Annotated in this window: 27 protein-coding genes; 15 read left to right on the top strand and 12 right to left on the bottom strand. The window is 54.3% G+C overall.

From position 1 onward, the window contains the following. The first annotated feature begins 24 nt into the window (after positions 1 to 24). A complete protein-coding gene (locus EVJ29_RS08040) occupies positions 25 to 1,125 on the top strand; it encodes a globin domain-containing protein (RefSeq protein WP_131504956.1) in 1,101 nt (366 codons plus the stop codon). 60 nt (positions 1,126 to 1,185) lie between these two features. Here the strand turns inward: EVJ29_RS08040 and EVJ29_RS08035 are convergent, their stop codons facing one another. The 6 genes from EVJ29_RS08035 to EVJ29_RS08010 form a co-directional block, all read right to left on the bottom strand. Next, positions 1,186 to 1,725, bottom strand: a complete 540-nt coding sequence (locus EVJ29_RS08035; RefSeq protein ID WP_131490266.1) for a hypothetical protein — start codon at positions 1,723 to 1,725, stop codon at positions 1,186 to 1,188. A 23-nt stretch (positions 1,726 to 1,748) separates the two neighbouring features. After that, positions 1,749 to 2,261, bottom strand: a complete 513-nt coding sequence (locus tag EVJ29_RS08030) for a hypothetical protein (protein ID WP_070328269.1) — start codon at positions 2,259 to 2,261, stop codon at positions 1,749 to 1,751. A gap of 61 nt (positions 2,262 to 2,322) precedes the next feature. Continuing rightward, entirely contained in the window at positions 2,323 to 2,736 is a 414-nt protein-coding gene (locus EVJ29_RS08025) for a DUF350 domain-containing protein (protein WP_016508299.1), read from the bottom strand. A 3-nt stretch (positions 2,737 to 2,739) separates the two neighbouring features. Then, positions 2,740 to 3,963, bottom strand: a complete 1,224-nt coding sequence (locus tag EVJ29_RS08020; RefSeq protein WP_131504955.1) for a glutathionylspermidine synthase family protein — start codon at positions 3,961 to 3,963, stop codon at positions 2,740 to 2,742. Further along, on the bottom strand, positions 3,960 to 4,325 hold the full coding sequence (locus EVJ29_RS08015; protein ID WP_070328267.1) for a hypothetical protein: 366 nt from the start codon (positions 4,323 to 4,325) through the stop codon (positions 3,960 to 3,962). Before EVJ29_RS08015 ends, EVJ29_RS08020 begins: the two co-directional genes overlap by 4 nt. After that, positions 4,322 to 4,780, bottom strand: coding sequence for a hypothetical protein (locus EVJ29_RS08010; RefSeq protein WP_016508356.1), 459 nt, complete (start codon positions 4,778 to 4,780; stop codon positions 4,322 to 4,324). Before EVJ29_RS08010 ends, EVJ29_RS08015 begins: the two co-directional genes overlap by 4 nt. A 121-nt stretch (positions 4,781 to 4,901) precedes the next feature. On the opposite strand from EVJ29_RS08010, the gene EVJ29_RS08005 reads away from it, so the two are divergent. The 7 genes from EVJ29_RS08005 (at position 4,902) to EVJ29_RS07975 (ending at position 11,331) form a co-directional block, all read left to right on the top strand. Next, positions 4,902 to 5,915 carry a potassium channel family protein gene (locus EVJ29_RS08005; protein ID WP_131504954.1) on the top strand — a complete coding sequence of 338 codons (1,014 nt, stop codon included), beginning with the start codon at positions 4,902 to 4,904 and terminating at the stop codon, positions 5,913 to 5,915. Further along, positions 5,915 to 7,042 (top strand): YfbR-like 5'-deoxynucleotidase, encoded by a 1,128-nt coding sequence (locus EVJ29_RS08000; RefSeq protein WP_131504953.1) that lies wholly within the window; start codon positions 5,915 to 5,917, stop codon positions 7,040 to 7,042. Before EVJ29_RS08005 ends, EVJ29_RS08000 begins: the two co-directional genes overlap by 1 nt. Positions 7,043 to 7,158: 116 nt before the next feature. Then, positions 7,159 to 7,491, top strand: coding sequence for a PadR family transcriptional regulator (locus tag EVJ29_RS07995; protein ID WP_131439291.1), 333 nt, complete (start codon positions 7,159 to 7,161; stop codon positions 7,489 to 7,491). After that, positions 7,488 to 8,015 carry a DUF2812 domain-containing protein gene (locus EVJ29_RS07990; RefSeq protein ID WP_131504952.1) on the top strand — a complete coding sequence of 176 codons (528 nt, stop codon included), beginning with the start codon at positions 7,488 to 7,490 and terminating at the stop codon, positions 8,013 to 8,015. Before EVJ29_RS07995 ends, EVJ29_RS07990 begins: the two co-directional genes overlap by 4 nt. A gap of 174 nt (positions 8,016 to 8,189) precedes the next feature. Beyond that, a complete protein-coding gene (gene amyS / locus EVJ29_RS07985) occupies positions 8,190 to 9,731 on the top strand; it encodes an alpha-amylase (RefSeq protein WP_442899281.1) in 1,542 nt (513 codons plus the stop codon). A 174-nt stretch (positions 9,732 to 9,905) separates the two neighbouring features. Further along, positions 9,906 to 10,061 (top strand): transposase, encoded by a 156-nt coding sequence (locus EVJ29_RS07980; RefSeq protein ID WP_131504950.1) that lies wholly within the window; start codon positions 9,906 to 9,908, stop codon positions 10,059 to 10,061. A 253-nt stretch (positions 10,062 to 10,314) separates the two neighbouring features. Then, on the top strand, positions 10,315 to 11,331 hold the full coding sequence (locus tag EVJ29_RS07975; RefSeq protein WP_131504949.1) for a fatty acid desaturase: 1,017 nt from the start codon (positions 10,315 to 10,317) through the stop codon (positions 11,329 to 11,331). 49 nt (positions 11,332 to 11,380) lie between these two features. Here the strand turns inward: EVJ29_RS07975 and EVJ29_RS07970 are convergent, their stop codons facing one another. Both EVJ29_RS07970 and lipA read right to left on the bottom strand, forming a co-directional pair. After that, a complete protein-coding gene (locus tag EVJ29_RS07970; protein WP_131504948.1) occupies positions 11,381 to 12,211 on the bottom strand; it encodes a lipoate--protein ligase family protein in 831 nt (276 codons plus the stop codon). Between the two features lie 17 nt (positions 12,212 to 12,228). Continuing rightward, entirely contained in the window at positions 12,229 to 13,146 is a 918-nt protein-coding gene (lipA, locus tag EVJ29_RS07965) for a lipoyl synthase (protein ID WP_131464673.1), read from the bottom strand. 304 nt (positions 13,147 to 13,450) lie between these two features. Between lipA and EVJ29_RS07960 the strand changes: the two genes are divergently transcribed. Continuing rightward, complete coding sequence (locus EVJ29_RS07960) at positions 13,451 to 15,400, top strand: glycoside hydrolase family 3 protein (protein ID WP_131504947.1); 1,950 nt, start codon at positions 13,451 to 13,453, stop codon at positions 15,398 to 15,400. 45 nt (positions 15,401 to 15,445) lie between these two features. On the opposite strand, the gene EVJ29_RS07955 is transcribed toward EVJ29_RS07960, so the two are convergent. Next, complete coding sequence (locus EVJ29_RS07955; protein ID WP_070328258.1) at positions 15,446 to 16,291, bottom strand: DegV family protein; 846 nt, start codon at positions 16,289 to 16,291, stop codon at positions 15,446 to 15,448. Between the two features lie 7 nt (positions 16,292 to 16,298). Further along, complete coding sequence (locus EVJ29_RS07950) at positions 16,299 to 17,141, bottom strand: lipoate--protein ligase family protein (RefSeq protein ID WP_131490259.1); 843 nt, start codon at positions 17,139 to 17,141, stop codon at positions 16,299 to 16,301. Between the two features lie 107 nt (positions 17,142 to 17,248). Here EVJ29_RS07950 and EVJ29_RS07945 point away from each other — a divergent pair, with 107 nt between their 5' ends. Further along, the gene (locus tag EVJ29_RS07945; protein ID WP_070328256.1) at positions 17,249 to 18,544 is read left to right on the top strand and encodes an HD domain-containing protein; all 1,296 of its coding nucleotides are present in this window, start codon (positions 17,249 to 17,251) and stop codon (positions 18,542 to 18,544) included. A gap of 24 nt (positions 18,545 to 18,568) precedes the next feature. Then, positions 18,569 to 20,155, top strand: coding sequence for a Na/Pi cotransporter family protein (locus EVJ29_RS07940; protein WP_131490258.1), 1,587 nt, complete (start codon positions 18,569 to 18,571; stop codon positions 20,153 to 20,155). A 42-nt stretch (positions 20,156 to 20,197) separates the two neighbouring features. On the opposite strand, the gene EVJ29_RS07935 is transcribed toward EVJ29_RS07940, so the two are convergent. Then, on the bottom strand, positions 20,198 to 20,386 hold the full coding sequence (locus tag EVJ29_RS07935; protein WP_070328254.1) for a 2-hydroxymuconate tautomerase: 189 nt from the start codon (positions 20,384 to 20,386) through the stop codon (positions 20,198 to 20,200). A gap of 66 nt (positions 20,387 to 20,452) precedes the next feature. Then, the gene (locus tag EVJ29_RS07930; RefSeq protein ID WP_131490257.1) at positions 20,453 to 21,232 is read right to left on the bottom strand and encodes a VLRF1 family aeRF1-type release factor; all 780 of its coding nucleotides are present in this window, start codon (positions 21,230 to 21,232) and stop codon (positions 20,453 to 20,455) included. Positions 21,233 to 21,388: 156 nt separating this feature from the next. Between EVJ29_RS07930 and ypfJ the strand changes: the two genes are divergently transcribed. The 4 genes from ypfJ (at position 21,389) to murQ (ending at position 24,694) form a co-directional block, all read left to right on the top strand. Continuing rightward, the gene (gene ypfJ / locus EVJ29_RS07925; RefSeq protein ID WP_131468481.1) at positions 21,389 to 22,243 is read left to right on the top strand and encodes a KPN_02809 family neutral zinc metallopeptidase; all 855 of its coding nucleotides are present in this window, start codon (positions 21,389 to 21,391) and stop codon (positions 22,241 to 22,243) included. 114 nt (positions 22,244 to 22,357) lie between these two features. Then, entirely contained in the window at positions 22,358 to 23,206 is an 849-nt protein-coding gene (locus EVJ29_RS07920) for a MurR/RpiR family transcriptional regulator (RefSeq protein ID WP_070328251.1), read from the top strand. Beyond that, on the top strand, positions 23,203 to 23,661 hold the full coding sequence (locus EVJ29_RS07915; RefSeq protein WP_131490256.1) for a GNAT family N-acetyltransferase: 459 nt from the start codon (positions 23,203 to 23,205) through the stop codon (positions 23,659 to 23,661). Before EVJ29_RS07920 ends, EVJ29_RS07915 begins: the two co-directional genes overlap by 4 nt. A 139-nt stretch (positions 23,662 to 23,800) precedes the next feature. Then, positions 23,801 to 24,694: an N-acetylmuramic acid 6-phosphate etherase gene (murQ, locus tag EVJ29_RS07910; RefSeq protein ID WP_131464658.1), complete on the top strand. Its 894-nt coding sequence runs from the start codon at positions 23,801 to 23,803 to the stop codon at positions 24,692 to 24,694. Positions 24,695 to 24,701 lie beyond the last annotated feature (7 nt).

The raw sequence follows: 24,701 nt of genomic DNA, 5'->3' as shown, positions 1-24,701 counted from the left end.
ACTTTCAAAAAGGGGGAAATATTTATGTTAGATCAACAAACGATTGAAATTGTCAAAGCGACGGCACCGGTCTTGAAAGACCACGGTGTCGCCATCACGAGTCATTTCTATAAGCGCATGTTCGCAAACAATCCAGAAGTTCGTCAGTTCTTCAACCATACGAACCAACAACGCGGCCGCCAGCCAGAAGCGCTCGCCAACGCCGTCTACGCGGCCGCCGTCCATATCGACCGTCTCGAAGCGATCTTACCGGCGATCCAACCGGCGCTTCATAAACATCAAAGCTTGAACATCCGCCCGGAACATTATCCGATCGTCGGCGCTAACTTGCTCGGCGCAATTCAAGACGTTCTCGGAGAGGCGGCGACGCCTGAGATCATCGAAGCTTGGGCAAAAGCGTACGGTGTCATCGCCGACGTCTTTATCTCGCTCGAGAAACAAATGTACGCCGATGCACCATGGATCGGCTTCAAGCCGTTCACGGTCGCTGAAGTCATCGAAGACACGCCGGAAGTGAAACGGTTCCGTCTTGTCGCGAACGACGGTGTCGTTGGTGTGGCTATTCCGGGCCAGTACATCTCAGTCCAAGCCCGCATCGAGGGTGAAGAAATTTTACATCACCGTCAATACAGCGTCGTCGAGACGACAGAAGACGGCTACTGGATTGCGCCGAAAGCGGAAGGGCTCGTCTCGAACTGGCTTCACGAGCAAACAGTCGGCACAGAGATTCCGATGAGCGCGCCAGCAGGCGAGTTCACGATGGAAGACACGGACCGTCCGCTCACGCTCGTCGCTGGCGGGATCGGTATCACACCGCTGTTCAATATGGCGAAGACAGCGCTCCGTCAAGGTCGCTCGGTCACACTGTTGCACGCCGCCCGCAGCACGAACCTCCGTCCGCTCGGTGAAGAGCTCGACGAACTCGTGAACGAGGGACTTCAGCTCATCACACACATCGACGAGGTGTCTGGCTGCATGAGCGCGACGCAGCTTACAGCACTCGATGTCGACGGTCATGACGTCTATACGTGTGGCCCGACCGCGATGATGGAGACGGTCGTCCAAACGATTCCACAAGCACGTTACGAGTTCTTCGGTCCATCGGCCGTGCTCGCCAAAGCATAAGAAAAGACGATTGCGAAAACAGTCGTCACATCACCGCGAACCGGTCATCGGTTTGCGGTTTTATAATTCTTCCGCGTGCATCACATTTCTGTCGCCGTCAAGCGTCTCAAGTGTCTTGAATCTACCCCGTTGTGATTCATCGAGCGTGATCAAGTAAGACATGACGTATCCTTCGTCTCGAGGGTCGTTCACGGTGTATGTCTCGCTCCAATCCGAACCGCTTAGTCGCACGTAAGCCACATCTTCCGGTTTTTCGTTGAAGCGAATACCGATGTATTCATCAGTCGTATTGCCAAAGTGAATCGAATCGAACGGTTTTTCTTCAATCGTGTCCCATGTCGACGCGCTGAAGCCTCCATCTGAATTCATGATACCGAGACCGAGAATCGTCTCGTCTTCATTCGTAAATAAGACGACGGTGCTGCCTTCTACGTATGTGTACCAGCCTTGGGCGGTCATGTGCTCATGCAGTTTTTGTTGCGCCTGTGCCAAAGGTTGTTTTCGTTGCTCGTCCTGATAATACCCGACGCCGGCCGTGACTGAAATGGCGATGATGATGATCATACCTGTAAGGAATAACGCGAGTCCTCGTTTTGACATCTTGCCCCTCCTTGTTCAGTTTTTCATAAGTCGATGGAGTCAAGTACTTGCTCATTTTGATCTAACGTTTGAAGGATCCAGTCGGATGTTGGACGGTTTCGCAACTCGATGATGTGTGTGTCAGCATAGTCACTATCTTCGGTACGATTGAGGATGTGTTGTTCTTGTATACGATCTCCGATGATACGGAGATAGGCAACGTTCTGAGGTTGTTTGTTAAGGCGGATGCCTAAATAGTTATTGGACTCGTCACTCGAATAGATATAGTCAAACGGATCCACGTCGAGGGTCTCTATAGTTCCGTAACCGTAGCCGTCCACACTCATTTCAGCGAGGCCGAGCATGGTCCCATCTTTATTTGTGAAGAGGGCAAGTGTCGCGTCATCTGTTTTGTGATATTCGTATGCGTGAAAATCATTGTCTGCCAGGTAACGTTTCAATTGGTGTCTCTCATAAAAATAACTACCGATTCCTGAAAAAATGACGACAATCGCGATGCAAATCACTAAAGACCAAATTAGTTTTCGTTTGAACATCCAATTCTTCCTTTCTATATGAAACAGCCCATGTCTCTACCTGAGCGCATGGGCTGTTTGTTTAGTACGTCAAACTCGCGGCGACGATGATGCCGACGACGAGCGAGGCCGAGAACAGGCTGACACCGACGGCGAGGTTGCCGTTTTCGACTTCTTTCTCCAAGTTTACGCCAGGCGTGAGCACGTACTCAAACGTCCAAAAAGCGAGCACTTGGGCGAGGATCCCGACGAGTCCCCAGATGAAGGCGTCGAGCAGGTTGACGCTGTTCGCCCAAACTGTGTAGATGACGATGGCGAGGCCGAGCGCTTTGCCCCAAAGTTTGAGGGCGACGGCGACGTTGCCAGCTTTGATGAGTTTTCGTTCCGAATATTTTGTCGTCAGGGCGAACACGACGAGTCCTGCTAAAATAAGTCCGAACCCGGTACCGAGGTGAGCCAGGAAGCTCAAGATTGAATCGAGCGTGATAAATGTCATGTGTTAATCTCCTTCGTGAGTTGGTGTGCCGATGGCTAGGTAGTAGGACTGGTTGTTCGTGATCATGCTTCCGGCCCGGGCGCCGAGCGCCGACGGGTGGCCGTTCAGACAAAAGCAGCCGATCATGTAGTGCGTCGCAAGCGGACCTTTGACCGTGTTCGTCGTTCGCGTCGGTAGCTCGTTGAATTGTTGATACACGGCTGTTTCTTCGGCATACGTCTGCAGTACTTCTTTATGGAACGGGACGCCGTCTTCGGTATACAAAATGACCGAGTCGCCTTCACGTCCGAAGGCGGGTTTTTGCACGTAAGCGCTCTGGCCTAAAAATGGGTCCGCCTCGAGATAAGTCGGTAACAAGTGAGTCCGGATGACCTGGCGCTCCGCTGTGTCAAAATATGTATCCGTCTCATACAGTTCCCAAATGAGCGCTTGGACGCCTTTGGACTGCATGAGAAATGCGGACAACGGGTTGAGGAGCGACACGTGCTTCGCTTGATTCAACTCGAGCAGCCGGATGCCGATCAAGTCGCCGTTCGGCGCCCGGTCGTCGACCAAGTGCTCGATCGGATACGTCTGGCGGTACAAGACGTCGACCCGTTCGCCCGACGGGGTATAGACGCCGTCTACGTCGACGAGCAACCGGTCGAGCGGGACGAATTCTGACGGCAAGTCGAGCGTCTCTTGGAGGAAGCGGGTCGTCCATTTGTCCTCGATGTTGTCGTCATGTGACGTGAAGACGATTTTTGGTGTCCCGTCGCGATTTAATCGTTGCCACGCCGCGATGACGGCTTTACGGAGTTCGGTCTTCAGCTCGGCTGTCGCGTTCGCGTTCGGGTCGTTGAGTCCGAACGCGGTCGTAACATACCGGTTCACATCGAACAGTTCTTTGATGAACGTCGGCGTGTCGGCGTTGAACTCCATCAGTTTGATCACACCGTCTTTGACGATCCAGTCATAACGGCCGATGATCGTCTCTTGCGGGAGCGCTTTGTCACGCAAGAACGGCAAGCTCGCCTCCGGATAACCGAGCAGACGGAGCGTCTCGTCTGGGAGCGTCCGCAACAATCGATTGGCTTTCCGGAAGATGGCATCGACGGCGCGCGTCGCTTCCCGGATGCGGTCGACCTCGTCTTGCGTGTAGACGAGGCAATCGTAGAGTGCATATTCTTCGTCGTTCAAGTCGGGCCAAAAGTAAGGGATTTGGCCGAACAAGTCGTGCCGATTCATCCCCCGAAGCCGCCTTTTGAGCCGCTGCCGAGTCCTGAGTTTGACCCTGAATTCGATCGGTTCGGCGTGATGCTGCTCGCGCCACCGTTCGAGCGGTAGTTTTTATAAGCGGACGAGTTTTTTAGCGAACTCTTTGAATTGAACAGACTGCCGAGTAAGAAGAAGCTCCCGAAGTGCGGGGACCGTCTGTCGTCGCAGTAATATGATTCCGTTTCATCGTCCCATTCCCAGTCGTCACACTCATAGCCGGTTGGCTCTTCCGGTAACGTCGCTTGTTGCGTTTCGTCCGTACCGCACGCCGCGAGTGACGCTGTCAAGACGGCGGCCGAGAGACCGCTTAAAATCTTCTTGCTTGTTTTCATGTTGTTTCCTCCAGTGTATAGCCAGTCGGGGTGACATAGATGACGTAGACGCCACGGTCCTCGTCCGTCTCGGCCGAGTCGCGCGCATATTCGTTTCCGGCGACGTATAAATACTCGCTGCCGAGCATGGCGAGCGCGTCAAGGTGGCGGTCGACGAAGTACGCTTCGAGCAGCGGGTTGTCGAACCGGTCGTCGAGCGTACGAATCTCGACTTTGATGTCGTCAGTTGCTTTCTTATCCACAGGTCCTTCCGTGTATCGGTCGACGTAAATCAAGAAATATTGATCGCCTTCGAGCGCGGACGAGCGTTGTTTGTACGTCATGCCGTCTTTGACGAAAAATTCGCATTCGCGTCTAGCAAGTACTTCATCAAGCCCGAGCGATGTATAATGGTAAAGTGGCTCGAACGAGATCTCATTTTTATAGAGTCGGTATTCTAAAACGATGGAGTCCATAGGTCAGTCCTTTCTTTTTTCTTTCTATACGGAACCGAACACAAACGGGTTTCGTAAATCAATTGAGTTGTCTCTAGTATATAGGAGAAAGGGAGTGATTTCAGTGCATATCTTTTTTCGAGTGTGGCGCGGGTTATCGAAATTATCGTTTCTGAACGTCGTGTTGGCATCACTCGTCATTATTTTGACCGGTACCGTCCTCGGTTACTGGCTCGAGCCGGAGACGTTCCCGTCGATGTTCGATTCGTTCTGGTGGACGATGACGACGCTGACGACGGTCGGTTACGGTGATTTCTTCCCGTCAACGGTTGCCGGGCGTTGGCTCGGCATTTTCCTGTTCCTGTTCGGGATCGGGATTATCGGGGCTTTGATCGGAAAACTCGTTGAGGTCGGTGCGACGTTTCAACGTTTAAAACGGGAGGGAAAGCTAGTGTATCGAGGAGAAGGGCATTACGTCTATATCGGTTGGTCGCCGAAGACGAAGAAAGCGATCGACGAGGTGCTCAGCTATGAGCCGAAGGCGGAGATCGTGTTGATCGACCAATTGAAAGAAGAACCGTACGATCATGACAACGTCCATTTTGTCCACGGTGACCCGTCCGATGAGGCGGTGCTCCTGCAGGCGAACATTTTGAAAGCACGCCGGGTCGCCATCTTCGCGGATGCGCAGATCAGCGAGACGTTGCTCGCCGACGGGAAGTCGCTATTGATCGCGTCAGCCGTCGAGGCGCTGTCGTCGGAACGAAATGTTGACCTACATACGGTCGTCGAAGTATGCGAAGAGCGGAACATCTCAAAGTTCAAACACGTGCGCATCGACGACTTTATATTGGCGAACGATTCGGTGTCGCTCCTCATGGCGAAAGCGACGTTACAGCCGGGCACGACATCGATTTTCCGGCAACTGCTCAGCAAGCAGTCCGGTGGCAACATTCAAGCGCTCGCGCCGAGACCCGAGTGGAAAACGGTCCGCGAAGCTGTCGAAAACTTGTTGCGCCAGGGCGTCACGTTGATTGCCGTCAACGACCGTCTCGATTTCGCGACGGCGCTCGACACAACGCTTGAGCCGAACGACACGCTCTACATCGTCTGTCATGACGATGCGTGGGAACGTTTAAAGCAAGGAGGAATTTGATGCATAATGGAACGTTTATCCGCAAGATGACACGTATGCAAAACGTGCAACGGTGGGACGAATACGCGCCGCACTATCACGACAACGCGGCGAGCCATAGCTTCCGTGTCGCCGTCTTCAGTTTAATCGCGGCCTATTATGAAGAGAACAACGGACAGGACGTCAACTTGCTCGATGTGCTCGGCAAGGCGTTGTTCCACGATATGAACGAGGTGCAGACCGGCCCGATCATGCACCGGACGAAAAAAGAGCCGACGCTCAAAGAACATATCGAACGGATGGAACGGACGGCGAGCCTCGGGTTGGTCGACTTGTTGTCACAGTCGCTCCGGCCGCACTTTTATCGTTTTCTCGTCGAGGCGGAGGACGATTCGTTCGAAGGACGGATTGTCGACGGGATCGATTCGTTCGATGCGATGCTGTTCGTGCGGCGTGAAGTCGCACACGGATCGCCACACTTCGTCGAGAAGCTCAAAGAGATGAAGGCGGTGCTCCGCGACCATCCGCTCGAGTCAGTCCGCTGGCTCTATGAGCAAGTCGAAGCGGAGACGGACGTCGCGACGTTCATCGAGAACGTCATGCGGATGGATAGCGTCCGGCGCTGGAAAGGCCGCTTCAACACGATTGACGACAACGACGCCATCCACGGCTTTCGGGCGGCGGGCCTCGGTCTGTTCAGCGGCTTGCTCGAGCGTGAGAAGTACGGGGTCGAGGTCGATGTCGCCGAACTGACGGCGCGCTTGCTCTGTCACGACCTCGTCGAAGGCGTGACCGGGGACGTGCTCGGTCCGGTGAAGCACTCGACGGCCGAGACGGGTGCTGCGTTCGAAGCGTATGAACGGGCCGAGAGCGAGGCGTTATTGTCGCTCCTCCCGGAATACATGCAACCGGCGTTCCGGCGTTACATGGCCGATTCGAAAGACGCGACGTACGAAGGGCTGCTCGTCGATATGATGGACAAGCTTGACGCCTTGATCAAGATGAACATGGAGCGGAAGATGAACGGGGCCGAGTACGAAGTCACGTACCGGGAACAACTCCGGAAAGTCCAGTCGCGCTATGAGAATCCGAGTATGATTTTCTTCCTTGCCTACATTTTGCACGATCTCGATTATGTCACGAGCTAAACGAGTCGCAGACGACCTGTCTGCGGCTTTTTTTATATCATTCATTGACATATATCATTCAACGATATATATTAGGAGTAAGAAGTATATCGATGAATGATATAGGAGGCGAGACGATGCCACGGAACGATACGATCGGGCTCGGGGAGTTGACCGATAGCACATTTTACATCTTGCTCGCGCTGACCGAGCCAAGGCACGGGTATTTGATCATGCAGTTCGTCGAAGAGTTGACGAACGGGCGGATGCAAATCGGTCCGGCGTCGATGTACACGATCATCAAAAAACTCGTGAACGCTTCGCTGATCGAACCGCTCGACGGGGACGGCAAAAAGAAGAGTTACATCATCACGGACATCGGGCGCGAGTTGTTACACGAAGACGTGAAACGGCGCCAAGCGATGGTCGACGACGCACGTTTCATTTTGGAAGGGGAGGGCCACAGATGAACCGAAAATATATGGCGAGTTGGGGCCTCGCGTTCGCTGAAGAGCGTGAGATGGAGAAGTTGGGACGAATGGCCGCGCGGGGTTGGCATTTAGAGAAGTTCGCACCGCTTGGCTATACGCTCGTCGAAGGGGAGCCGGTGGACGTCCAGTATAGTCTCGATTATCGTAAACGACCGGACGAGGATTATTTCGAGCTGTTCCGCGCGAGCGGCTGGGAACACGTCACGTCGAGCGGGGACGAGATTCACGTGTTCAAAGGTAGTCCGGACGCGCGACCGATCTACTCGGACCGTGAGACGACACACGAGAAATACGCTCAAGTCGAAGGACAGATGGGGAAAGTAGCGTTGGCACTGCTCATCTTATGGATCGGCCTGTTTATATTGCTTGAACTGGATTGGTCGGGACTCGTCGAGACGGGACTGATCATGGTCCAGTTGCTCGTCACGATCGGACTCGTCTTCACAGGTCTCCCGTATTTAGGCTATCTCGTGAAGCGAAAACGGCTCGATCGCAAAGGATGACTAGGCGGATGGCACAAGCCATCCGTTTTTGTTTTGGACGACTGAACTATTCAAGAAAAAAATAGTTAGGTGCAGAGAACTGTTTTTCGGAAATCCTCTGTTCAACTAAAGCGGAATCGTTCATGATAATTAATGAAAGCGATTGCATTTAATTCGATAGGAGGAAAACGCATGATGAAGAGACGACAAGGGTTTGCGGTCATCGCTGGAGTCACGGCGATTGCGCTGCTTGCCGGGCAACCGGTCGCACAAGCGGCGACACCACAAAACGGCACGATGATGCAGTATTTTGAATGGTACGTCCCGAACGACGGCCTGCATTGGAATCGGTTATCGAACGACTCGCAGAACCTGAAAGATATCGGTGTGACGACGGTGTGGATCCCGCCGGCGTATAAAGGGACGTCGCAAAACGATGTCGGTTACGGGGCGTACGACTTGTATGACCTCGGTGAGTTCAACCAAAAAGGGACCGTCCGGACGAAGTACGGTACGAAAGCGCAGCTCCAATCGGCGATCTCGAACTTGCGTGGTAAAGGTATCGGTGTCTACGGCGATGTCGTCATGAACCATAAGGGCGGCGCCGACTACACCGAGTCCGTCCAAGCGATCGAGGTCAACCCGTCGAACCGGAACCAAGAGACGTCAGGGGAATACGGCATCTCGGCCTGGACCGGCTTCAACTTCGCGGGCCGCAACAATACATACTCGCCGTTCAAGTGGCGCTGGTATCACTTTGACGGGACCGACTGGGATCAGTCACGCAGCTTGAGCCGGATCTACAAGTTCAAGAGTACGGGCAAGGCGTGGGACACGGACGTCTCGAATGAGAATGGCAACTACGACTATCTCATGTATGCCGACGTCGACTTCGAGCATCCGGAAGTCCGTCAAGAGATGAAGAACTGGGGCAAATGGTACGCCGACTCGCTCGGGCTCGACGGGTTCCGCTTGGACGCGGTCAAACATATTAGTCACGCGTACTTGCGTGAATGGGTGACGAGCGTCCGGCAGACGACCGGCAAACAGATGTTCACCGTCGCCGAGTATTGGAAGAACGACCTCGGCGCCATCAACGACTACCTCGCGAAGACCGGTTACACGCATTCGGTGTTCGATGTGCCGCTGCACTATAACTTCCAGGCGGCCGGCAACGGCGGTGGCTTCTATGACATGCGCAACATCTTGAAAGGCACCGTCACCGAGCAGCATCCGACGCTCGCCGTGACGATCGTTGACAACCATGACTCACAACCTGGGCAGTCGCTCGAGTCGACGGTCGCCAACTGGTTCAAACCGCTCGCCTACGCGACGATCATGACGCGCAGCCAAGGTTACCCGACGCTCTTCTACGGAGACTACTACGGGACGAAAGGGACGACGAACCGGGAGATCCCGAACATGTCGGCCTCGCTCCGACCGATCATGAAAGCACGTAAAGACTTCGCCTACGGGACACAGCACGACTATCTCGATCATCAAGACGTCGTCGGTTGGACACGCGAAGGCGTGAGTGACCGGGCCAAGTCGGGTCTCGCGACGATTTTGTCTGACGGACCGGGCGGCTCGAAATGGATGTACGTCGGCAAGCAGAACGCCGGTGAAGTGTGGAAAGATATGACGAACAACAACAATCGTCTCGTCACGATCAATAGCGACGGCTGGGGCCAGTTCTTCGTCAACGGGGGCTCGGTGTCGATTTACACTCAACAATAACGAATTCGAACAGAGGGACGCCATCCGTAATGGATGATGCCCCTCTGTTTTCATGTTTGCAGTAGACGTTGCACGAGCTTCGTATTCCACATCCCGCGGGGCAAGGGTAACAAACGAAAGTTCGCCATTTCTTCAGGTTCGTCGGCCCCTTGTGCGGGTATCGGATGATAAAGGATGATGATCACGACACCGACCGCCATGGAAGGGAACAACGAACACCACGACGTCTTCCACAAGCTGACGAGACGCATCGTTGACGAGAACCAAGTCATTATCGTGGAGACGCTGAAGTTGATTCAGGACGCCGGATGGGGCGAGCTTGGTCCATAACCGTTGCTAACAAGAGCGCGGTCTTCCCAAGCAGCGCCGACTTCAGGTTGCGCTTCACATAAGTGGTGAGTAGTTCACAAGCGTATACTTTTCTGGTGTAATACATGGTATAATTACCTGGTATTAGTTTAGGTGGGGAAAATAATCATATGGATACTATGAATTCACCTTCACGCACGTCGGTTGTCGGTTTCATTTCATATCATCAATTTAGAAGCGTCGTGAACGCTGTCGAATTCAAGGAGGCTCACATATGAGTAAAGAAAAGATTGCCCAGCTACGTAAACACGTCTCGCCCTTTGAAAAGGCAGATGTCAAAGTCAGTGTCCGGCAGATGATCAACACGATCCTGCCGTTCCTCGTCGCCTGGTTCCTTGCGTACCAAGCGCTCGAAGTGTCGATGTGGCTCACGATCCCGCTCGCGATCATCGCAGCCGGGTTCGTCGTCCGCATGTTTATCATCTTCCATGATTGTACGCACGGTTCGTTCTTCAAAAACAAGAAAGCGAACGCCGTCGTCGGAACGATCATGGGTGTGTTGACGCTGTTCCCGTACGAGAAGTGGAAGCGGGAGCATTCGATCCACCACGCGTCGAGCGGTAACCTCGATAAGCGCGGTGTCGGTGACATTTGGGTCATGACGATCGAGGAATATGTCGAGGCCTCGAAATGGACGCGTCTTCAGTACCGCCTCTATCGCAACCCGCTCGTCATGTTCGGTATCGGACCGTTGTTCTTGATTCTCGTCACGAGCCGGTTTAACCGCAAGGACGCTCGGAAAAAAGAGCGGATGAACACGCATGTCATCAACCTCTCGCTCGTCGTGCTGTACAGTCTGATGATTTATTTGGTCGGCTGGCAGGCGTTCTTGATCATTCAAGGGACGACGATGTTCACGGCCGGTGTCCTCGGGATTTGGCTGTTTTATGTCCAACATACGTTCGAAGACTCGTATTTTGAAGATGAGAGCGAATGGGATTACGTCAAAGCGGCGATCGAAGGCAGTTCGTATTACGAGTTGCCGAAAGTGTTGCAGTGGGTGACAGGCAACATCGGCTTCCACCACGTCCACCACTTGAGCCCGCGCGTGCCGAACTATAACCTCGAAAAAGCGCATACGGCGACGCCGCCGCTACAAAAAGCGACGACGATCGGATTGTTCTCTAGTTTAAAATCGCTTCGTTACAAATTGTACGATGCGAACAATATGACGTTCGTCACGTTCCGCGACATTAAGCATCTGTTGCGCGACCCGAAGACGACTTTATAAAAAATGTCCCGCTGAAGCGCTTCAGCGGGACATTTTTAGTTCACATATTTTAGCGTTTCCAGACCCAGTCGTCACTCTCATACTTTTCAACTAAGCGAGCGATCTCATCTTGCTGTTCTGACGTGAACACGAGCGGCTCGAACGTCAGTTGAAACGCGTCGCGGAACCCTTCCTCGAACGCCGCAGCGACTTCGTCGAACGTCACGAAGCGGCCGAGCGTCTCGTTCAAAGCGACCGCTTTGCTGCTGAACCGTGCTTTCGCTTGTGCTTTCTCGTCTGCTTCCATCTTAAAGCAATCGAACAGGACATCATCGTCGATCGATAGTGGGATCGACCCGTGCTGTAAGACCGCCCCTTGGTGCCGGACTTGAGCACTACCCGCCACTTTACGGCCGTCGACGGCAAGTTCGTAGTAAGAAGCGGCGTCGAAACAGACGGCCGACTTCGGTTTCCGCAATACTTCACGGTCGTCTTCGGTCAACGGTACCGAGAATTCGGCCGGGACACCGAGCGCTCGGTAGCCGCGCCGGACGCCTTCGGTCAACAGGCGATAGCTCTCGATGACGTTCGTCGGGAGTGTCGGCGTCGTTTCGGGCAAGATGACGCTATACGTCAATTCGTCGGCGTGTAAGACGGCCCGGCCCCCGGTCAAGCGGCGGACGACGGGGATGCCGTTCGCTGCGAGCGCCTCACGGTCAAGGTCACGCGTCGCCCGTTGGAAACGCCCGACGCTAATTGCGTGCGGGGCCCATGAATAGAAGCGGAGCGTCGGCTTCAGCTCGCCGCGGGCGACCCAGCCTGAGACCGCTTCATCGATCGCCATGTTTTCAGCCGGGGCGAGTGATTGTGTCGTTAAAATGTGCCATGTTGTATCAGTCATCGTGTCTCTTCTTTCTCTCAATCGATTGGCAACATCGTATGGCGACGTGCCTTATGGACTTGTTCGTCGGCGTGATATGACGAGCGGACGAGCGGACCGGCCTCGCAATGTGAGAAGCCTTTTGACAAGGCGATTTCTTTCAACTCGGCAAACTCGTCCGGGTGGTAGTAGCGCTCGACGTCGAGGTGTTTCTTTGTCGGCTGTAAATATTGACCGAGCGTCAAAATATCGACGTCATGGGCCCGGAGGTCGTCCATCGCTTGAATCAATTCTTCTCTTGTCTCGCCAAGACCGAGCATGATCGACGACTTCGTCGGGATGTCCGGATTCAATTCTTTGGAACGTTTTAGGAATTCAAGGGTGCGGTCGTACGTCGCTTTGGCCCGGACTCGCGGCGTCAAGCGGCGCACCGTCTCCAAGTTATGGTTCATGATGTCCGGCCCCGCGTCAATCAACGTCTGGAGTGCCGAGAAGTTGCCCATCATGTCGGACGGCAATACTTCGATCGACGTTTCCGGGTTCATCGCGCGTATGGCGCGGACCGTCTCGGCGAACACGGTCGCCCCGTAATCGTTCAAGTCGTCGCGGGCGACGGCGGTGATGACGACGTGTTTCAAGTTCATGAGCCGAACCGACTCGGCGACGCGTTTCGGCTCTTCCCAGTCGAGTTCGTTCGGTTTCCCGGTCGTGACCGCGCAGAAGCGGCACGCCCGTGTACAGATGCTTCCGAGAATCATGAACGTCGCCGTGCGGCGGACGGCCCAACACTCATGGATGTTCGGGCATTTCGCCTCCTCGCACACTGTGTTCAAATTCTTCTCCCGCATCATCTTTTTAAGGCCGGTATACGTCTCGTTCGTATTCAATTTGATTTTCAGCCATTCTGGTTTTCGTTTCAGTTCCCCTCTTGCCACTTCGGATTCCCCCTTTATCATGTCAACCCCTAACGAAATGAGTTTACCAAAAAACAAATGAAAATCGAACCACTCAAATTATTGGCTTTGCCAATACAGGTGGAACGTGTTCCAAGACAGGTCAAATGTTTCAAAATGGTTACGCTTTCATCAAAGTCATTGTTTCCCATTTTTTGAATTGCTATACTGACGTTGACCACCTGAATAATGACCATATGTAACTGATTCGATCAGGCATGGGGTGAACGAGCGTTGGTGAGGCAACGCTTATTCCTCCATGCCTTTTCGTTTGTGGTCGGGGGAACTTTCAAAAAGGAGTGAAAACATGAACAAAGTACTGAACTGGACAGCAACACTCGGATTGACGACAGCGTTACTCGTCTCGTCCGTCCCGATGGCAAACGCGGTCGTGGCAGAGGAGACGCCGACACAATCGATTGAAGCACGGGTGAACGCGCAACTCGAGGCGATGACGCTTGAACAGAAACTCGGACAGATGATCATGCCAGACTTCCGACTTTGGAACGGGGCGAACCATACGGCACTCGCGCCAGATGTGGCACGGGTCATCGACCGGTTCGACCTTGGAGGCGTCATCTTGTTCGCGGAAAACGTGACCGAGACCGAACAGACGACGAAACTCGTCCACGACCTGCAAGAAGTCGTCAAGCAAGACGACAGCAACGACATTCCGCTCTTCATCACGATCGACCAAGAAGGCGGGATCGTGACTCGGCTCGGAACCGGCACGAACTTGCCGGGGAACATGGCGCTTGGGGCGACGCGGAGCAGCCAATACGCGTATGATGCGGGGAACATCATCGGGTCAGAGTTGAATGCGCTCGGGGTGAACGTCAACTTCGGTCCGGTCTTAGACGTCAACAACAACCCGGCGAACCCGGTCATCGGGGTCCGCTCGTTCTCGAGTGATCCGGAACTCGTCGGTGAACTTGGCTCGGCGATGACGCAAGGGATTCAAGACCAAGGCGTTGCCGCGACGGCGAAACATTTCCCGGGACACGGCGACACGGCCGTCGACTCGCACTACGGCTTGCCGATCGTCGATAAGTCACTCGAAGACTTGCGCGGGCTCGAGCTGTTGCCGTTCAAGCGGGCTATCACGGAAGGTATCGATATGATCATGACGGCCCATATCGGGATGCCACAAATCGAGGACGAGGTCGTCAACTCGCCGCGCGGCACGTTCCCGCTCCCGGCGACGCTCTCTGACGACGTCATCACCGGCGTCTTGCGTGACGAGATGGGCTATGACGGCATCGTCATCACGGACGCCCTCAACATGAAGGCGATCACGGACAACTTCACAGAAGCCGAGGCGGTCATCAAGACGTTTGAGGCGGGTGTCGATATCGCCCTCATGCCGACGATTTTACGGTCGAACGCGGACGTCGTGAAACTTGAGACGATCTTTGAAGACGTCATGGCGGCTGTCGAGAGCGGCCGTTTGCCAGAAGCGAAGATCGATGAAGCGGTCGAACGGATCTTGAAGCTGAAAGCGGAACGCGGCATCTGGAGCGAGTCAATGGATACGACGACGCTCGAGGCGAAACTCGCGGAAGCAAATGCGGTCGTCGGTAGTGCCGAGCATAAAGCGACAGAACGTGAGATTGCCGAAGCGGCCGTCACACTCGTGAAGAACGACGACAAGACACTTCCGTTCAAACCGAAAAAAGAGGATACGGTGCTCGTCATCTCGCCAGCAAAAGATCAGACCGACAGCATGGTCAAGACGATCAAATCGCTTAAAAAGAACGCGGGCAACATGAAGCAAGTGAACGTCATCACGGCGAACTATACGGCGTCGACACCGCACCTTGACCAAAACCCAGATTTAAAACAAAAAGTCGAGGCGGCCGACTACATCATCGTCGGCTCGAACGTCAACAACAGCGCCAAGCTGAAAGCGACGTCAGCGGACAATTATGTTCCGGCAGAAGTGTTCCGCTATGCCAACGAGACGGGCAAGAAATCGGTGTTGCTCAGCCTTCGTAACCCGTACGATGTGGCCGTCCAACCGGATGCGCCGGCCCAGCTGCTCATCTATGGCTTCAAAGGTGACCCGAACGGACCGGACTCTGAAGCAGGTAATGGCAAATCGGCTGGACCAAACCTTCCGGCTGGCATCCGCGCCATCTTCGGTGAAGTCAAACCAGGAGGCAAGCTCCCGGTCGACGTCCCGACGTTTGAGAACGGTATGTTCGGTGACGAACTCCACTTCGAATTCGGTGACGGCTTCAAAAACTGGAATAAATGAAAACAGCGAGCGCCCTTGAGGGTGCTCGCTGTTTTTAGTTTTAGTTTACGCCTCGAAGTAACTGACGACAAGGAGTCCAGGACCTGTGTGCGCGCCAATTGCCGAACCGACGATCGTCTTCGTCACGCTGGCCGGATTCATCTGTTCAAGTAGCAATGCTTCCAACTGATCAGCTTTGGCCGGGTCATCCCCGTGGCCGATAAAGATATGATGTCCTTCGATGAGCGGTTTTGACTCGGTCATCCACTCGACGATGCGCCGCATCATTTTTTTATGACCGCGAATCTTTTCGATCGGGACGAGCTTACCATCTCGGACAGTGAGCAGCGGTAAAATCGTCAACAAGTCCCCGATGAACGCGCTCGCTCTCGAAACGCGGCCACCGCGCATCAAGTACTCGAGCGATTCGACGGTGAACAAGTGGCGGATCTTCCCGACGAGCGACTCGGCGTAGGCGATCGTCTCCTCGTACGAGTGGTCTTGGCCGTATTCGGCGACCGTTCGGACGAACAATCCTTGTCCGACCGACGCGGTCCGCGTGTCGAGAATATGGAACGTGCTGTTCGGGTATTCTTCTTTAAGCAAGTTCCCGACCATGACGGCCGTCTGATATGTACCGGACAGTTCGCCCGAGAAGGCGAGGTAAAGGAACGGGATCTCAGACTCGAGATGTTGACGGAAACAGCGCTCAATCCGGGCCGCCTCGATTTGGAACGTCTTCGGCGTCTTGCCGACACGCATCGCGTCATATACTTCTTTCGGCTGAATCGTCTCTCCGTCTAAAAACTCTTCGTTGTCGATGATGACCCCGAGCGGTAACATCTCGAGGCCGTATTCGACGATCTGGTCTTGCGTCAAATCAGCACCGGTATCGGTTATGATTTTGAACATGGTTGGATCACTCCTCTAGTAGTTGGTGTTCAATGTCGCGGATCGGTTCGTTTCGCTGCCACATGCGATCGAGCTGAACGACGAGCGTCGCTTGTTCGTCTGTGTCGAGCGTTGCCGGGACGAGTCGGCTCGTCTCCCCGAGCACGTCATAGGCGCGGCGGAGCACATCGTTGACGGTGAGCGGGATGTGAAGCAAGTCTTCGAGCGACGCCATCGTCTCCGGGACGATGGCCGGGTACGTGAATCGTGTCGCTTCGCCTTGGATGGCACGGTCGTAAAAGTCACGGATGAGGGCGGCACGAGCGCTTCCGCTCTTGCGGACGCTCAAATAAATTTGGACGGCGACACCGCCACGGACACGTCGCTGCGAGATGCCGGCGAACTTTTTACCGTCAATCGATAGATCGAAGCTACCCGGGCAGTACGAACCGACGATTTCTCCAGGCACGATTTTGTCCGTCACGTCTTTGAACATATGTTGAATGAGCGACGTCATCGCCTCATAGCCGCTATCGATTTGAATGCCGTCATTCTCGGGTAGAATAAGAGATAAGTTCAATACATCTTCGTCGAGGACGACCGCAAGTCCTCCCGAGTTACGGATGACGGGACGATAGCCATGTTCATGCAGCAGTCGAATCCCGTCGCGCAGATGAGGCAGCCGCGCGTCTTGAATCCCGAGCACGACTGTGTTCAGATGGACCCAGGCCCGAAAGACGGCGCCTTGGTGTTTTGTCGACGCGCACAGCGTATCGTCCGTCGCGAATGATTGCTCGGCTTGAAACGCCGCACCGAGCGATGATTGGTCGATCAGGCGGTAGGTCGGTTGCCGTAAAAGTGGATGGATCATATGCATAATTCCTTTTCAAAAAATAATGTCTTCCTCATTATAGCATGGAGGGAACGACTCGGAAGAAGTCGAATCAGTACAATACATAAAACGCAGGGGGCACCAACATGTACACATCACGAGGTCAGCTATCTGGGTCAAAAGTGTTTAAAGACCCGGTCCATCGCTATATATACGTCTACGATCATCTCATTTGGGAGTTGATCAACACGAAAGAGTTTCAACGGTTACGTCGGATCAAGCAGCTCGGGACGTCGTTTTTGACGTTCCACGGGGCTGAACACACCCGATTCCACCATTCGCTCGGCGTCTATGAGATTGCCCGGCAGTTGATCGACCAGTTCCGCGACTATCCGGAATGGGACGACCGCGACCGGGAGCTGTTGCTCGCGGCGGCACTGTTGCACGACGTCGGGCACGGCCCGTTCTCGCACGCGTTCGAGCACGTCTTCTCGGTCCGCCATGAAATCTGGACGGAACGGATCATCTTAGGGAACACGGAAGTGAATAAAGTCCTCTCCGAGATGGGCGTCGGGTTCCCGGAAGAAGTCGCGGCCATCATCAACAAGACGCACCCGAACCGGCTGATCGTCAACATGCTCAGCTCACAGCTCGACGTCGACCGGATGGACTATTTACTTCGCGACGCCCATTTCGCCGGCGTCAGTTACGGGAAGTTCGACCTCGAGCGGATGCTGCGCGTGTTGCGGCCGGACGAAGATCAAATCGTCGTCAAACAGTCGGGGATGCATACGATCGAAGACTATATCATGCGGCGCTATCAAATGTATTGGCAAGTCTATCTGCATCCGGCGACGCGTTCGAGTGACTTGTTATTAAAAGCCGTGCTCGAGCGGGCCCAAGAACTGCATGAATCGGGTTATGTGTTTGAGATGACACCGAAGCATTTCTTGCCGATCTTCAACCATGACGAGATGACGCTCGAACACTATTTGAAGCTCGACGAGACGATCGTCTACTTCTATTTCCAAGAATGGATGGACGAGGCAGACCCGATTTTGGCCGATCTGGCGAGCCGTTTCGTCAATCGTCGCCTGTTAAAGTACAAAAATTTCCCGGAAGCGAACCGCGTCCGCTATATGGATCGGTTACGGTCGACGATGGAAGCGATCGGGTTGCCGACGCGCTATTATTTGCTCGAGGACCAGCTCAGCCAGCTGCCATATGATCTATATAAAGGACACGGCACGTACGAAGGGATTTACCTGCAGATGAACGACGGCGACCGTCGCGAGATTTCAGAGGTGTCGATGCTCGTCCAATCGATTTTGAATTCGCGACAGTCGGACGAGAAAATCTATTACCCTGAGGACGTGCTGTTGAACTTGAAAGACCACGCCTCAGAAAAATCATGGATGTTGTCAACGTTACGCGGCGATTGAATCGCTTGAAAAGGATGTGACACCATGGGGATTGGGACGCTCATCGGCGGAATCGGCATCTTTTTGTTAGGGATGATGCTGTTGACCGATACGTTGAAAAGCTTGGCCGGGGAAAGACTGCGAGAGCGGTTGAACCGCATGGCGGAAGGACCGGTGGCAGGGGCGTTTCTCGGTGCGACGATGACGGCGTTGTTCCAGTCTTCGACTGTGACGACGCTCATGACGATCAGTTTCGTCAGCGCAGGGCTGTTGACGTTCACGCAGGCGCTCACGCTCGTCATCGGGGCGAACGCCGGTAGTGCGACGACGGGATGGATCGTAGCGCTCCTCGGCTACAACGTCGACATTCGGGAGCTCTTACTGCCGCTCATCGGCGTCGGGATGGCGCTCCGCTTGATCGGACGACGGGTCAAGCGGATTGGGATGTTGCTCGTCGGTCTCGGACTTGTTTTTGTCGGCATCGGAACACTTCAAGAAGCGATGCGGGAAGTCGTCACGTTCTCGTTTTCGGGCTGGGACACCGACACACCGCTTCATCAATTAGCCTTGCTCGGCACGGGCCTGTTCATGACCGTCGTCTTGCAATCGTCGAGCATCGGTCTCGTCTTGACGATGACGGCGCTCGCGACCGACACGGTGACGCTCGCGCAGGCTGCATTCCTCGTACTCGGGCAGAGTGCCGGGACGAGTCTTGTCGTCGCCCTCGGCTCGCTCGGAGGATGGAAATCAGCGCGGCGCATTGTGCTCGGACACGTACTCGTTCATAGTTCGATTTTGTTGATTGGCTGGCTGACGTTCCCGCTCTTGTTTGGTGTCGTCAATCGCGTGGCCGACTGGTTGAATTGGAATGAGCTATTGCGGCTCGCATTGTTCCATACGTCGTTTCACTTGCTTGGCGTGTTGACGTTTCTGCCGTTTTACGAAGCGTTCAGCCGGCGGTTGCTCAAATGGGTGCCGAGTCGGTCTGAAAAGCTGATCCGTTTCCTCGACCCGAACATGTCGCGGATTCCGACGGTCGCACTCGAGGCGGCAAGACGTTCGTTGATTGAAATCGAGCGCTATCTCGGAAACGAGACGAAACTGTTATTGACGGAAGCGCGCAAGCGGGAGGACGAGTTGCAGCTCGTCGAGAAGACGCTCGGTGACGTCCGGGTGTTTTTGAGCACGATTCAATTGGAAGAAGGACAGGGCCGCAACGACTACGGACAACACTTGTCACTGCTCCATACGATCGACCATTTGGAGCGCTGGCTGTTCGTCCTGCGCGAAGTCGATCCCGTCGACGCCCTCCGCGACACTGACTTTTTAGTCGCACGTCAGCTCGTCTTGCACGAGCTCGAGCTTGTCGATGCCCTCAACCATCACACGCCGCCGGAGGATTCGAAACAATGGAAGACGGCGTCGAAGCAGCTCGCCGAGTACCGGAAAGCGCATCGGGCCGAGATGTTAGAGGAGACGGCGGCGAACCAGCTTGAAATGGAGCAGACGATTCGCAAAGTTCAAGCGCTCCTTTGGCTCGACCGGCTTGGTTATCACGTCTGGCGGGCGACCCGGCACTTGATCAAGCCGACCGTCCCGAGCGAGCGGTTCGAAGTGAACTTAGAAGACTGAAAAAACACCCGCGCGTCCAACTGGATGCGCGGGTGTCTGGCGTTATTTTTTGTCGGCGTGCATGACACCGGCTTGACCGTAGTTCGTCGCGTCCATCTCTTCGATGAAGACGGTGATGTTTTCTTTCGGTGCGTTCGTCGTCTCTGAGACGGCGTCCGTCACTTTCTCAATCAAGGCACGTTTCTGTTCAACAGTACGGCCCGGGAGCATTTTTACGGTAACGTATGGCATATCATTTCCTCCTTTTCTAGTTCTCTTCTATTTTAGAGAATCACTAGTCGAGAGGAAAGCGGAAAATCAATGGAATGCAGCTTCGATGATGTGAGGCGCACTCGATTTCGACAAGTTTTTGTGCACGACGCGCTCTGGTTTCGTCCGCAACTCGTCACGGAACGAGTTGGAAAGCTCGGCTTCTCCGATGACGACAAGCGATTCCCAGTCGTGTGCACCTTTCATCTGTTCGACAGTTTGGGCGAGGTCACGGTAGAACCGACCGAGGTTTTCGGCAAGTCGACGATCGAATTTATCGACTTGCGAGCTGCTCGACGCCATACGGTCACCCGAAGCCGTCCCTTCAAACCGAACCCACTCCTCGGTCTCAGGGTCGAACGCGAATTCGAACGTCGCATCGATGTGCCCGAGTGAGGTATCGAGTACCGTCACGTGGTCGAGGTTCGTCAAAATAATACCGGTGGACGGAAATTTTTGTTGTAACGCCTCGAGTGGTTCAAGTACTGGCTTCGTTTCCCAGTGGAACGACGTCTCGACATCGTGTTGAAGGTAGTATGTTTCAAATAAATCGTTTTCTTCCGAAGCAAAAATGATTAGGCTTCGCGCCAAGTCGTTCCGGTGTTTGCCGAGTTCCTGATCGACTTGCTTACGTACTTTTTTGAAGTTCTTCAGTTGCGTCTCGTTACCGGACGCCTCTAAATATTCACCGATTCGCTTCAAACCGTTCTTCAAGTGGATTGACCAGTCGCCTTGTTGGTTAGGTCCTGTATTAAGGTAGACCGATAGCACACACTTGTCCTTGCATTCAATCTGACGTAATTGTTTCAAGTCGCTTGCTAATCCCATCTTAATTCCTCCCTAAAGTAAACGTTCTCTTAACCTGTTTCCTACTTGGTTAGGACTCAAACACCGAACACGATGGGAAAATGTGAAAAAGCAGGTGCGAAACGAGATGAATCCGGGTAAGTAACAAGACAGACTAGCAGTAGGAGGAACAATCGTATGAAATGGAAAGGCAGACAGGCGAGTCGGAATGTCGAAGACCGACGGGGGCGAAGTGTTGGGGGGAAAGGGATTGCAGGAATCGGAGGCGGTCTTGGCCTGATTTTAGTCATCGTCTTCACGCTTTTGAACGGGGGTAACCCGGGAGACATCGTCAACAATATTGGAATCGGTGAGCCGCAGTCTTCTGAGACGTATCAAGGCTCGGCGCGGGAAGAAGAGATGGCGGACTTTGTCTCAGTCGTCTTGCGTGACACCGAAGAAGTGTGGACCGACATCTTTGCCGAGAACGGCTTGACGTATCGGGAACCGACGCTCGTCCTCTACTCAGGACAAGTCGAGTCGGCGTGTGGGATCGCTGGCTCTGCGGTCGGACCGTTTTATTGCCCGGGCGATCAGAAACTGTATATCGATTTGAGTTTCTATGACGAACTCAGTCAGCGCTTCAACGCGCCGGGCGACTTCGCGATGGCGTACGTCGTCGCCCATGAGGTCGGACACCACGTGCAGACGTTGCTCGGCACGACAGACGAGATCATGCCGCTGCGAAACGAGATGAGCGAGACCGAGTTCAACACGTACTTGGTACGGTTCGAACTTCAAGCCGACTACTATGCCGGTGTTTGGGCGCATCACGCCCAAGGCATGGGCTATTTAGAGGCGGGTGATGTCGAAGAGGCGATGAACGCGGCGCATCAAATCGGTGACGATACGCTACAAAAACAAGCACGCGGCTACGTCACGCCGGACTCGTTCACGCACGGGACGTCGGAACAGCGGAAACGGTGGTTTGATAAAGGTTTTCAAAATGGAACGATCCAAGGCGGCGACACGTTCAATACAAAAAACTTGTAAGTCTCACCTACAGGTTGAGCGCGAGCTCGGCCTTTTTCGTGTCCAAGTTGGAATGTAGGGAAAGAATCCGCTATCATTAAATACAGCAACTAGTAGCAGGAAGGGGATGACCTGATGGAATCCTTACTGAAAAAAATCGAGCTCGCCCAAGGCGAGATGACGTCCGTCGAAAAGAAGATCGCGGACTACATCTTGACCCATTCGACGCTCGTCCCGAATATGACGACGAAAGAACTCGCCCAAAAGACCGACGTGTCAGAAGCGAGCATCGTCCGCTTCGCGCGTGTCGTCGGGATCGACAGCTTCAAATCGTTCAAGCTCGCCCTCGTCAAAGACTTGGCGATCACAGAGACGATGCTGACCGACTTTAATGTCCTTCAACAAAAGGACACGCCGTACGACTCGTTCCAAAAAGTCATCCACGTGAACAAAATGGCCATCGAGGCATGTGCCGAGGCGATGGACAAACGCGAACTCGAACACGCGATCGATACGTTCGCTCGCGCGAACCGGGTCATCTTCTATGGAGTCGGCGGCTCATCGACGGCCGCCTATGACGCGCAGTACAAGTTCACGAAACTCGGCTACGCCGCTCTGACGTCGCAAGACTTTCACTACATGCTGTCGCTCATCCCGCATCTTGGGCCGACCGACGTCTTCGTCGCGATCAGCACGTCGGGCCGGACGAAAGACGTGCTCGAGCTCGTCCGGTTCGCCAAGAAAAAAGGCGTCACCGTCGTCGCCATCACCGATCTCGACAAGTCGCCGCTTTACCGCGAGGCGGACGTCCGTCTGTGCACACCGACTGTCGAACGAGATTACCGGATCGCGAGCATCGCTTCACGGATGACACAATTGACGATTATCGACACGCTCTACATGGGTCTGTTGCACCGAAAAGGCGAAGGGCTGATCGATCGTTACGCTGAGGCGCGCGACGAGATGGTGAAGCTGCGCCGGTGATTCGCCGATATGAAGCGTCAGACCGCGAACGAGTGGCAGCTTTCCTCATGAGACAACAAGCGTTCGCCGGATTGAACGCTCAGACGCTCGAATTGTTCCGCGATGAGAATTTGGCTGACTTCGAGGCGACAGGTACGGTCAGCCTCGTCGTGGAGGACGACGGGGCGATCGTGGCGATGGCGGATTTGTTGAGGCGTCACCCGATTGATGGCTCACTCTGGCTCGGCCTGCTCCTCGTCGATGAACAACTTCACGGCACCGGTCTCGCCCAGACGGTATACGATCAACTCGAGCGGGACCACATGCGTCCGTTCCAGACGACGTTCCGGCTCGGTGTGCTCCCGAAGAACGTGCGGGCCCGTCGTTTTTGGGAGCGGCAAGGCTACGTGTATGAGCAAGACTCGGTCACGGGGGATGGTGTCCACGTCCACGTGTTGAAAAAAGACATCGAATGAAGCGAACTCGGCCTCAAACGGCCGAGTTTTTTTTGTTGGCACTCGAGTCGAGCGTTTATGAAATTATAATTCTTTATTTTTTTAAATAAGTTTGACTTTTAATTTCAAATTAGTACAATAAAACTAGAGAGAAGAAAGGATGGTGGCGATGTTAGACAAATTGGCTACGGAACGACGGAACGAACGGACGATGCGCCTAGATGACATGACGGTTGAGGAACTGCTCGGCGTGATGAATGAAGAGGACCAGTCGGTGCCTCACGTGATCAAGCAACAGCTGCCGGTCATCGCACAAGTCGTAGAACGAGCGATCACATCGTTTAAACGAGGCGGACGCTTGATCTATATCGGTGCGGGGACGAGTGGACGACTCGGTATTTTAGATGCGGCAGAATGTGTCCCGACGTTCGGCGTGTCAGCGGACATGGTCGTCGGCCTGATTGCCGGGGGTGAACGCGCGCTCGTCAAAGCGGTCGAGGGAGCAGAAGATAGTATAGATTTGGCAATCAACGATTTGAAAGCGCTTCACTTGAGTCCGGACGATACGGTCGTCGGCATCGCCGCGAGCGGCCGGACCCCGTACGTCATCGGCGGACTCGATTACGCACGTGAAGTCGGTGCGACGACGGCGGCGCTATCTTGCAACAAAGGCTCGAAAATCAGCGACCACGCCGAGTTCAAAATCGAGGTCGAGACGGGACCGGAAGTATTGACCGGATCGACGCGTTTGAAAGCGGGGACGGCCCAAAAACTTGTCCTCAACATGATCTCGACGGCGTCGATGATTGGAGTGGGCAAAGTGTATCAAAACTTGATGGTCGACGTGCAACCGACGAACGAGAAATTGGAAGTTCGGGCCAAACGGATGATTGCGGAAGCGACAGGGGTCGACGAACAGACGGCCGCGCGTTATTTCGCTTCATCGAACGGCCACGTCAAGACGGCGATCGTCATGATTTTAGCCGACGTCTCCTATGCAGAGGCAGTCGAGCGATTACAGCGCGCGAACGGATTCGTCCGCGACGCGATTTAAGGGGGAT

Source organism: Exiguobacterium sp. SH4S7 (assembly GCF_004336795.1).
GTDB lineage: Bacteria > Bacillota > Bacilli > Exiguobacteriales > Exiguobacteriaceae > Exiguobacterium > Exiguobacterium aurantiacum_A.
This window is presented reverse-complemented; position numbering and strand designations above follow the sequence as displayed.

Bases quoted from the DNA above. Each gene is read 5' to 3' on its own strand.
- EVJ29_RS08040 (WP_131504956.1), top strand. From the start codon at position 25: ATGTTAGATCAACAAACGATTGAAATTGTCAAAGCGACGGCACCGGTC.
- EVJ29_RS08035 (WP_131490266.1), bottom strand. From the start codon at position 1,725: ATGTCAAAACGAGGACTCGCGTTATTCCTTACAGGTATGATCATCATC.
- EVJ29_RS08030 (WP_070328269.1), bottom strand. From the start codon at position 2,261: ATGTTCAAACGAAAACTAATTTGGTCTTTAGTGATTTGCATCGCGATT.
- EVJ29_RS08025 (WP_016508299.1), bottom strand. From the start codon at position 2,736: ATGACATTTATCACGCTCGATTCAATCTTGAGCTTCCTGGCTCACCTC.
- EVJ29_RS08020 (WP_131504955.1), bottom strand. From the start codon at position 3,963: ATGAATCGGCACGACTTGTTCGGCCAAATCCCTTACTTTTGGCCCGAC.
- EVJ29_RS08015 (WP_070328267.1), bottom strand. From the start codon at position 4,325: ATGAAAACAAGCAAGAAGATTTTAAGCGGTCTCTCGGCCGCCGTCTTG.
- EVJ29_RS08010 (WP_016508356.1), bottom strand. From the start codon at position 4,780: ATGGACTCCATCGTTTTAGAATACCGACTCTATAAAAATGAGATCTCG.
- EVJ29_RS08000 (WP_131504953.1), top strand. From the start codon at position 5,915: ATGCATAATGGAACGTTTATCCGCAAGATGACACGTATGCAAAACGTG.
- EVJ29_RS07995 (WP_131439291.1), top strand. From the start codon at position 7,159: ATGCCACGGAACGATACGATCGGGCTCGGGGAGTTGACCGATAGCACA.
- EVJ29_RS07990 (WP_131504952.1), top strand. From the start codon at position 7,488: ATGAACCGAAAATATATGGCGAGTTGGGGCCTCGCGTTCGCTGAAGAG.
- amyS (WP_442899281.1), top strand. From the start codon at position 8,190: ATGAAGAGACGACAAGGGTTTGCGGTCATCGCTGGAGTCACGGCGATT.
- EVJ29_RS07980 (WP_131504950.1), top strand. From the start codon at position 9,906: ATGATGATCACGACACCGACCGCCATGGAAGGGAACAACGAACACCAC.
- EVJ29_RS07975 (WP_131504949.1), top strand. From the start codon at position 10,315: ATGAGTAAAGAAAAGATTGCCCAGCTACGTAAACACGTCTCGCCCTTT.
- EVJ29_RS07970 (WP_131504948.1), bottom strand. From the start codon at position 12,211: ATGACTGATACAACATGGCACATTTTAACGACACAATCACTCGCCCCG.
- lipA (WP_131464673.1), bottom strand. From the start codon at position 13,146: ATGATAAAGGGGGAATCCGAAGTGGCAAGAGGGGAACTGAAACGAAAA.
- EVJ29_RS07960 (WP_131504947.1), top strand. From the start codon at position 13,451: ATGAACAAAGTACTGAACTGGACAGCAACACTCGGATTGACGACAGCG.
- EVJ29_RS07955 (WP_070328258.1), bottom strand. From the start codon at position 16,291: ATGTTCAAAATCATAACCGATACCGGTGCTGATTTGACGCAAGACCAG.
- EVJ29_RS07950 (WP_131490259.1), bottom strand. From the start codon at position 17,141: ATGATCCATCCACTTTTACGGCAACCGACCTACCGCCTGATCGACCAA.
- EVJ29_RS07945 (WP_070328256.1), top strand. From the start codon at position 17,249: ATGTACACATCACGAGGTCAGCTATCTGGGTCAAAAGTGTTTAAAGAC.
- EVJ29_RS07940 (WP_131490258.1), top strand. From the start codon at position 18,569: ATGGGGATTGGGACGCTCATCGGCGGAATCGGCATCTTTTTGTTAGGG.
- EVJ29_RS07935 (WP_070328254.1), bottom strand. From the start codon at position 20,386: ATGCCATACGTTACCGTAAAAATGCTCCCGGGCCGTACTGTTGAACAG.
- EVJ29_RS07930 (WP_131490257.1), bottom strand. From the start codon at position 21,232: ATGGGATTAGCAAGCGACTTGAAACAATTACGTCAGATTGAATGCAAG.
- ypfJ (WP_131468481.1), top strand. From the start codon at position 21,389: ATGAAATGGAAAGGCAGACAGGCGAGTCGGAATGTCGAAGACCGACGG.
- EVJ29_RS07920 (WP_070328251.1), top strand. From the start codon at position 22,358: ATGGAATCCTTACTGAAAAAAATCGAGCTCGCCCAAGGCGAGATGACG.
- murQ (WP_131464658.1), top strand. From the start codon at position 23,801: ATGGTGGCGATGTTAGACAAATTGGCTACGGAACGACGGAACGAACGG.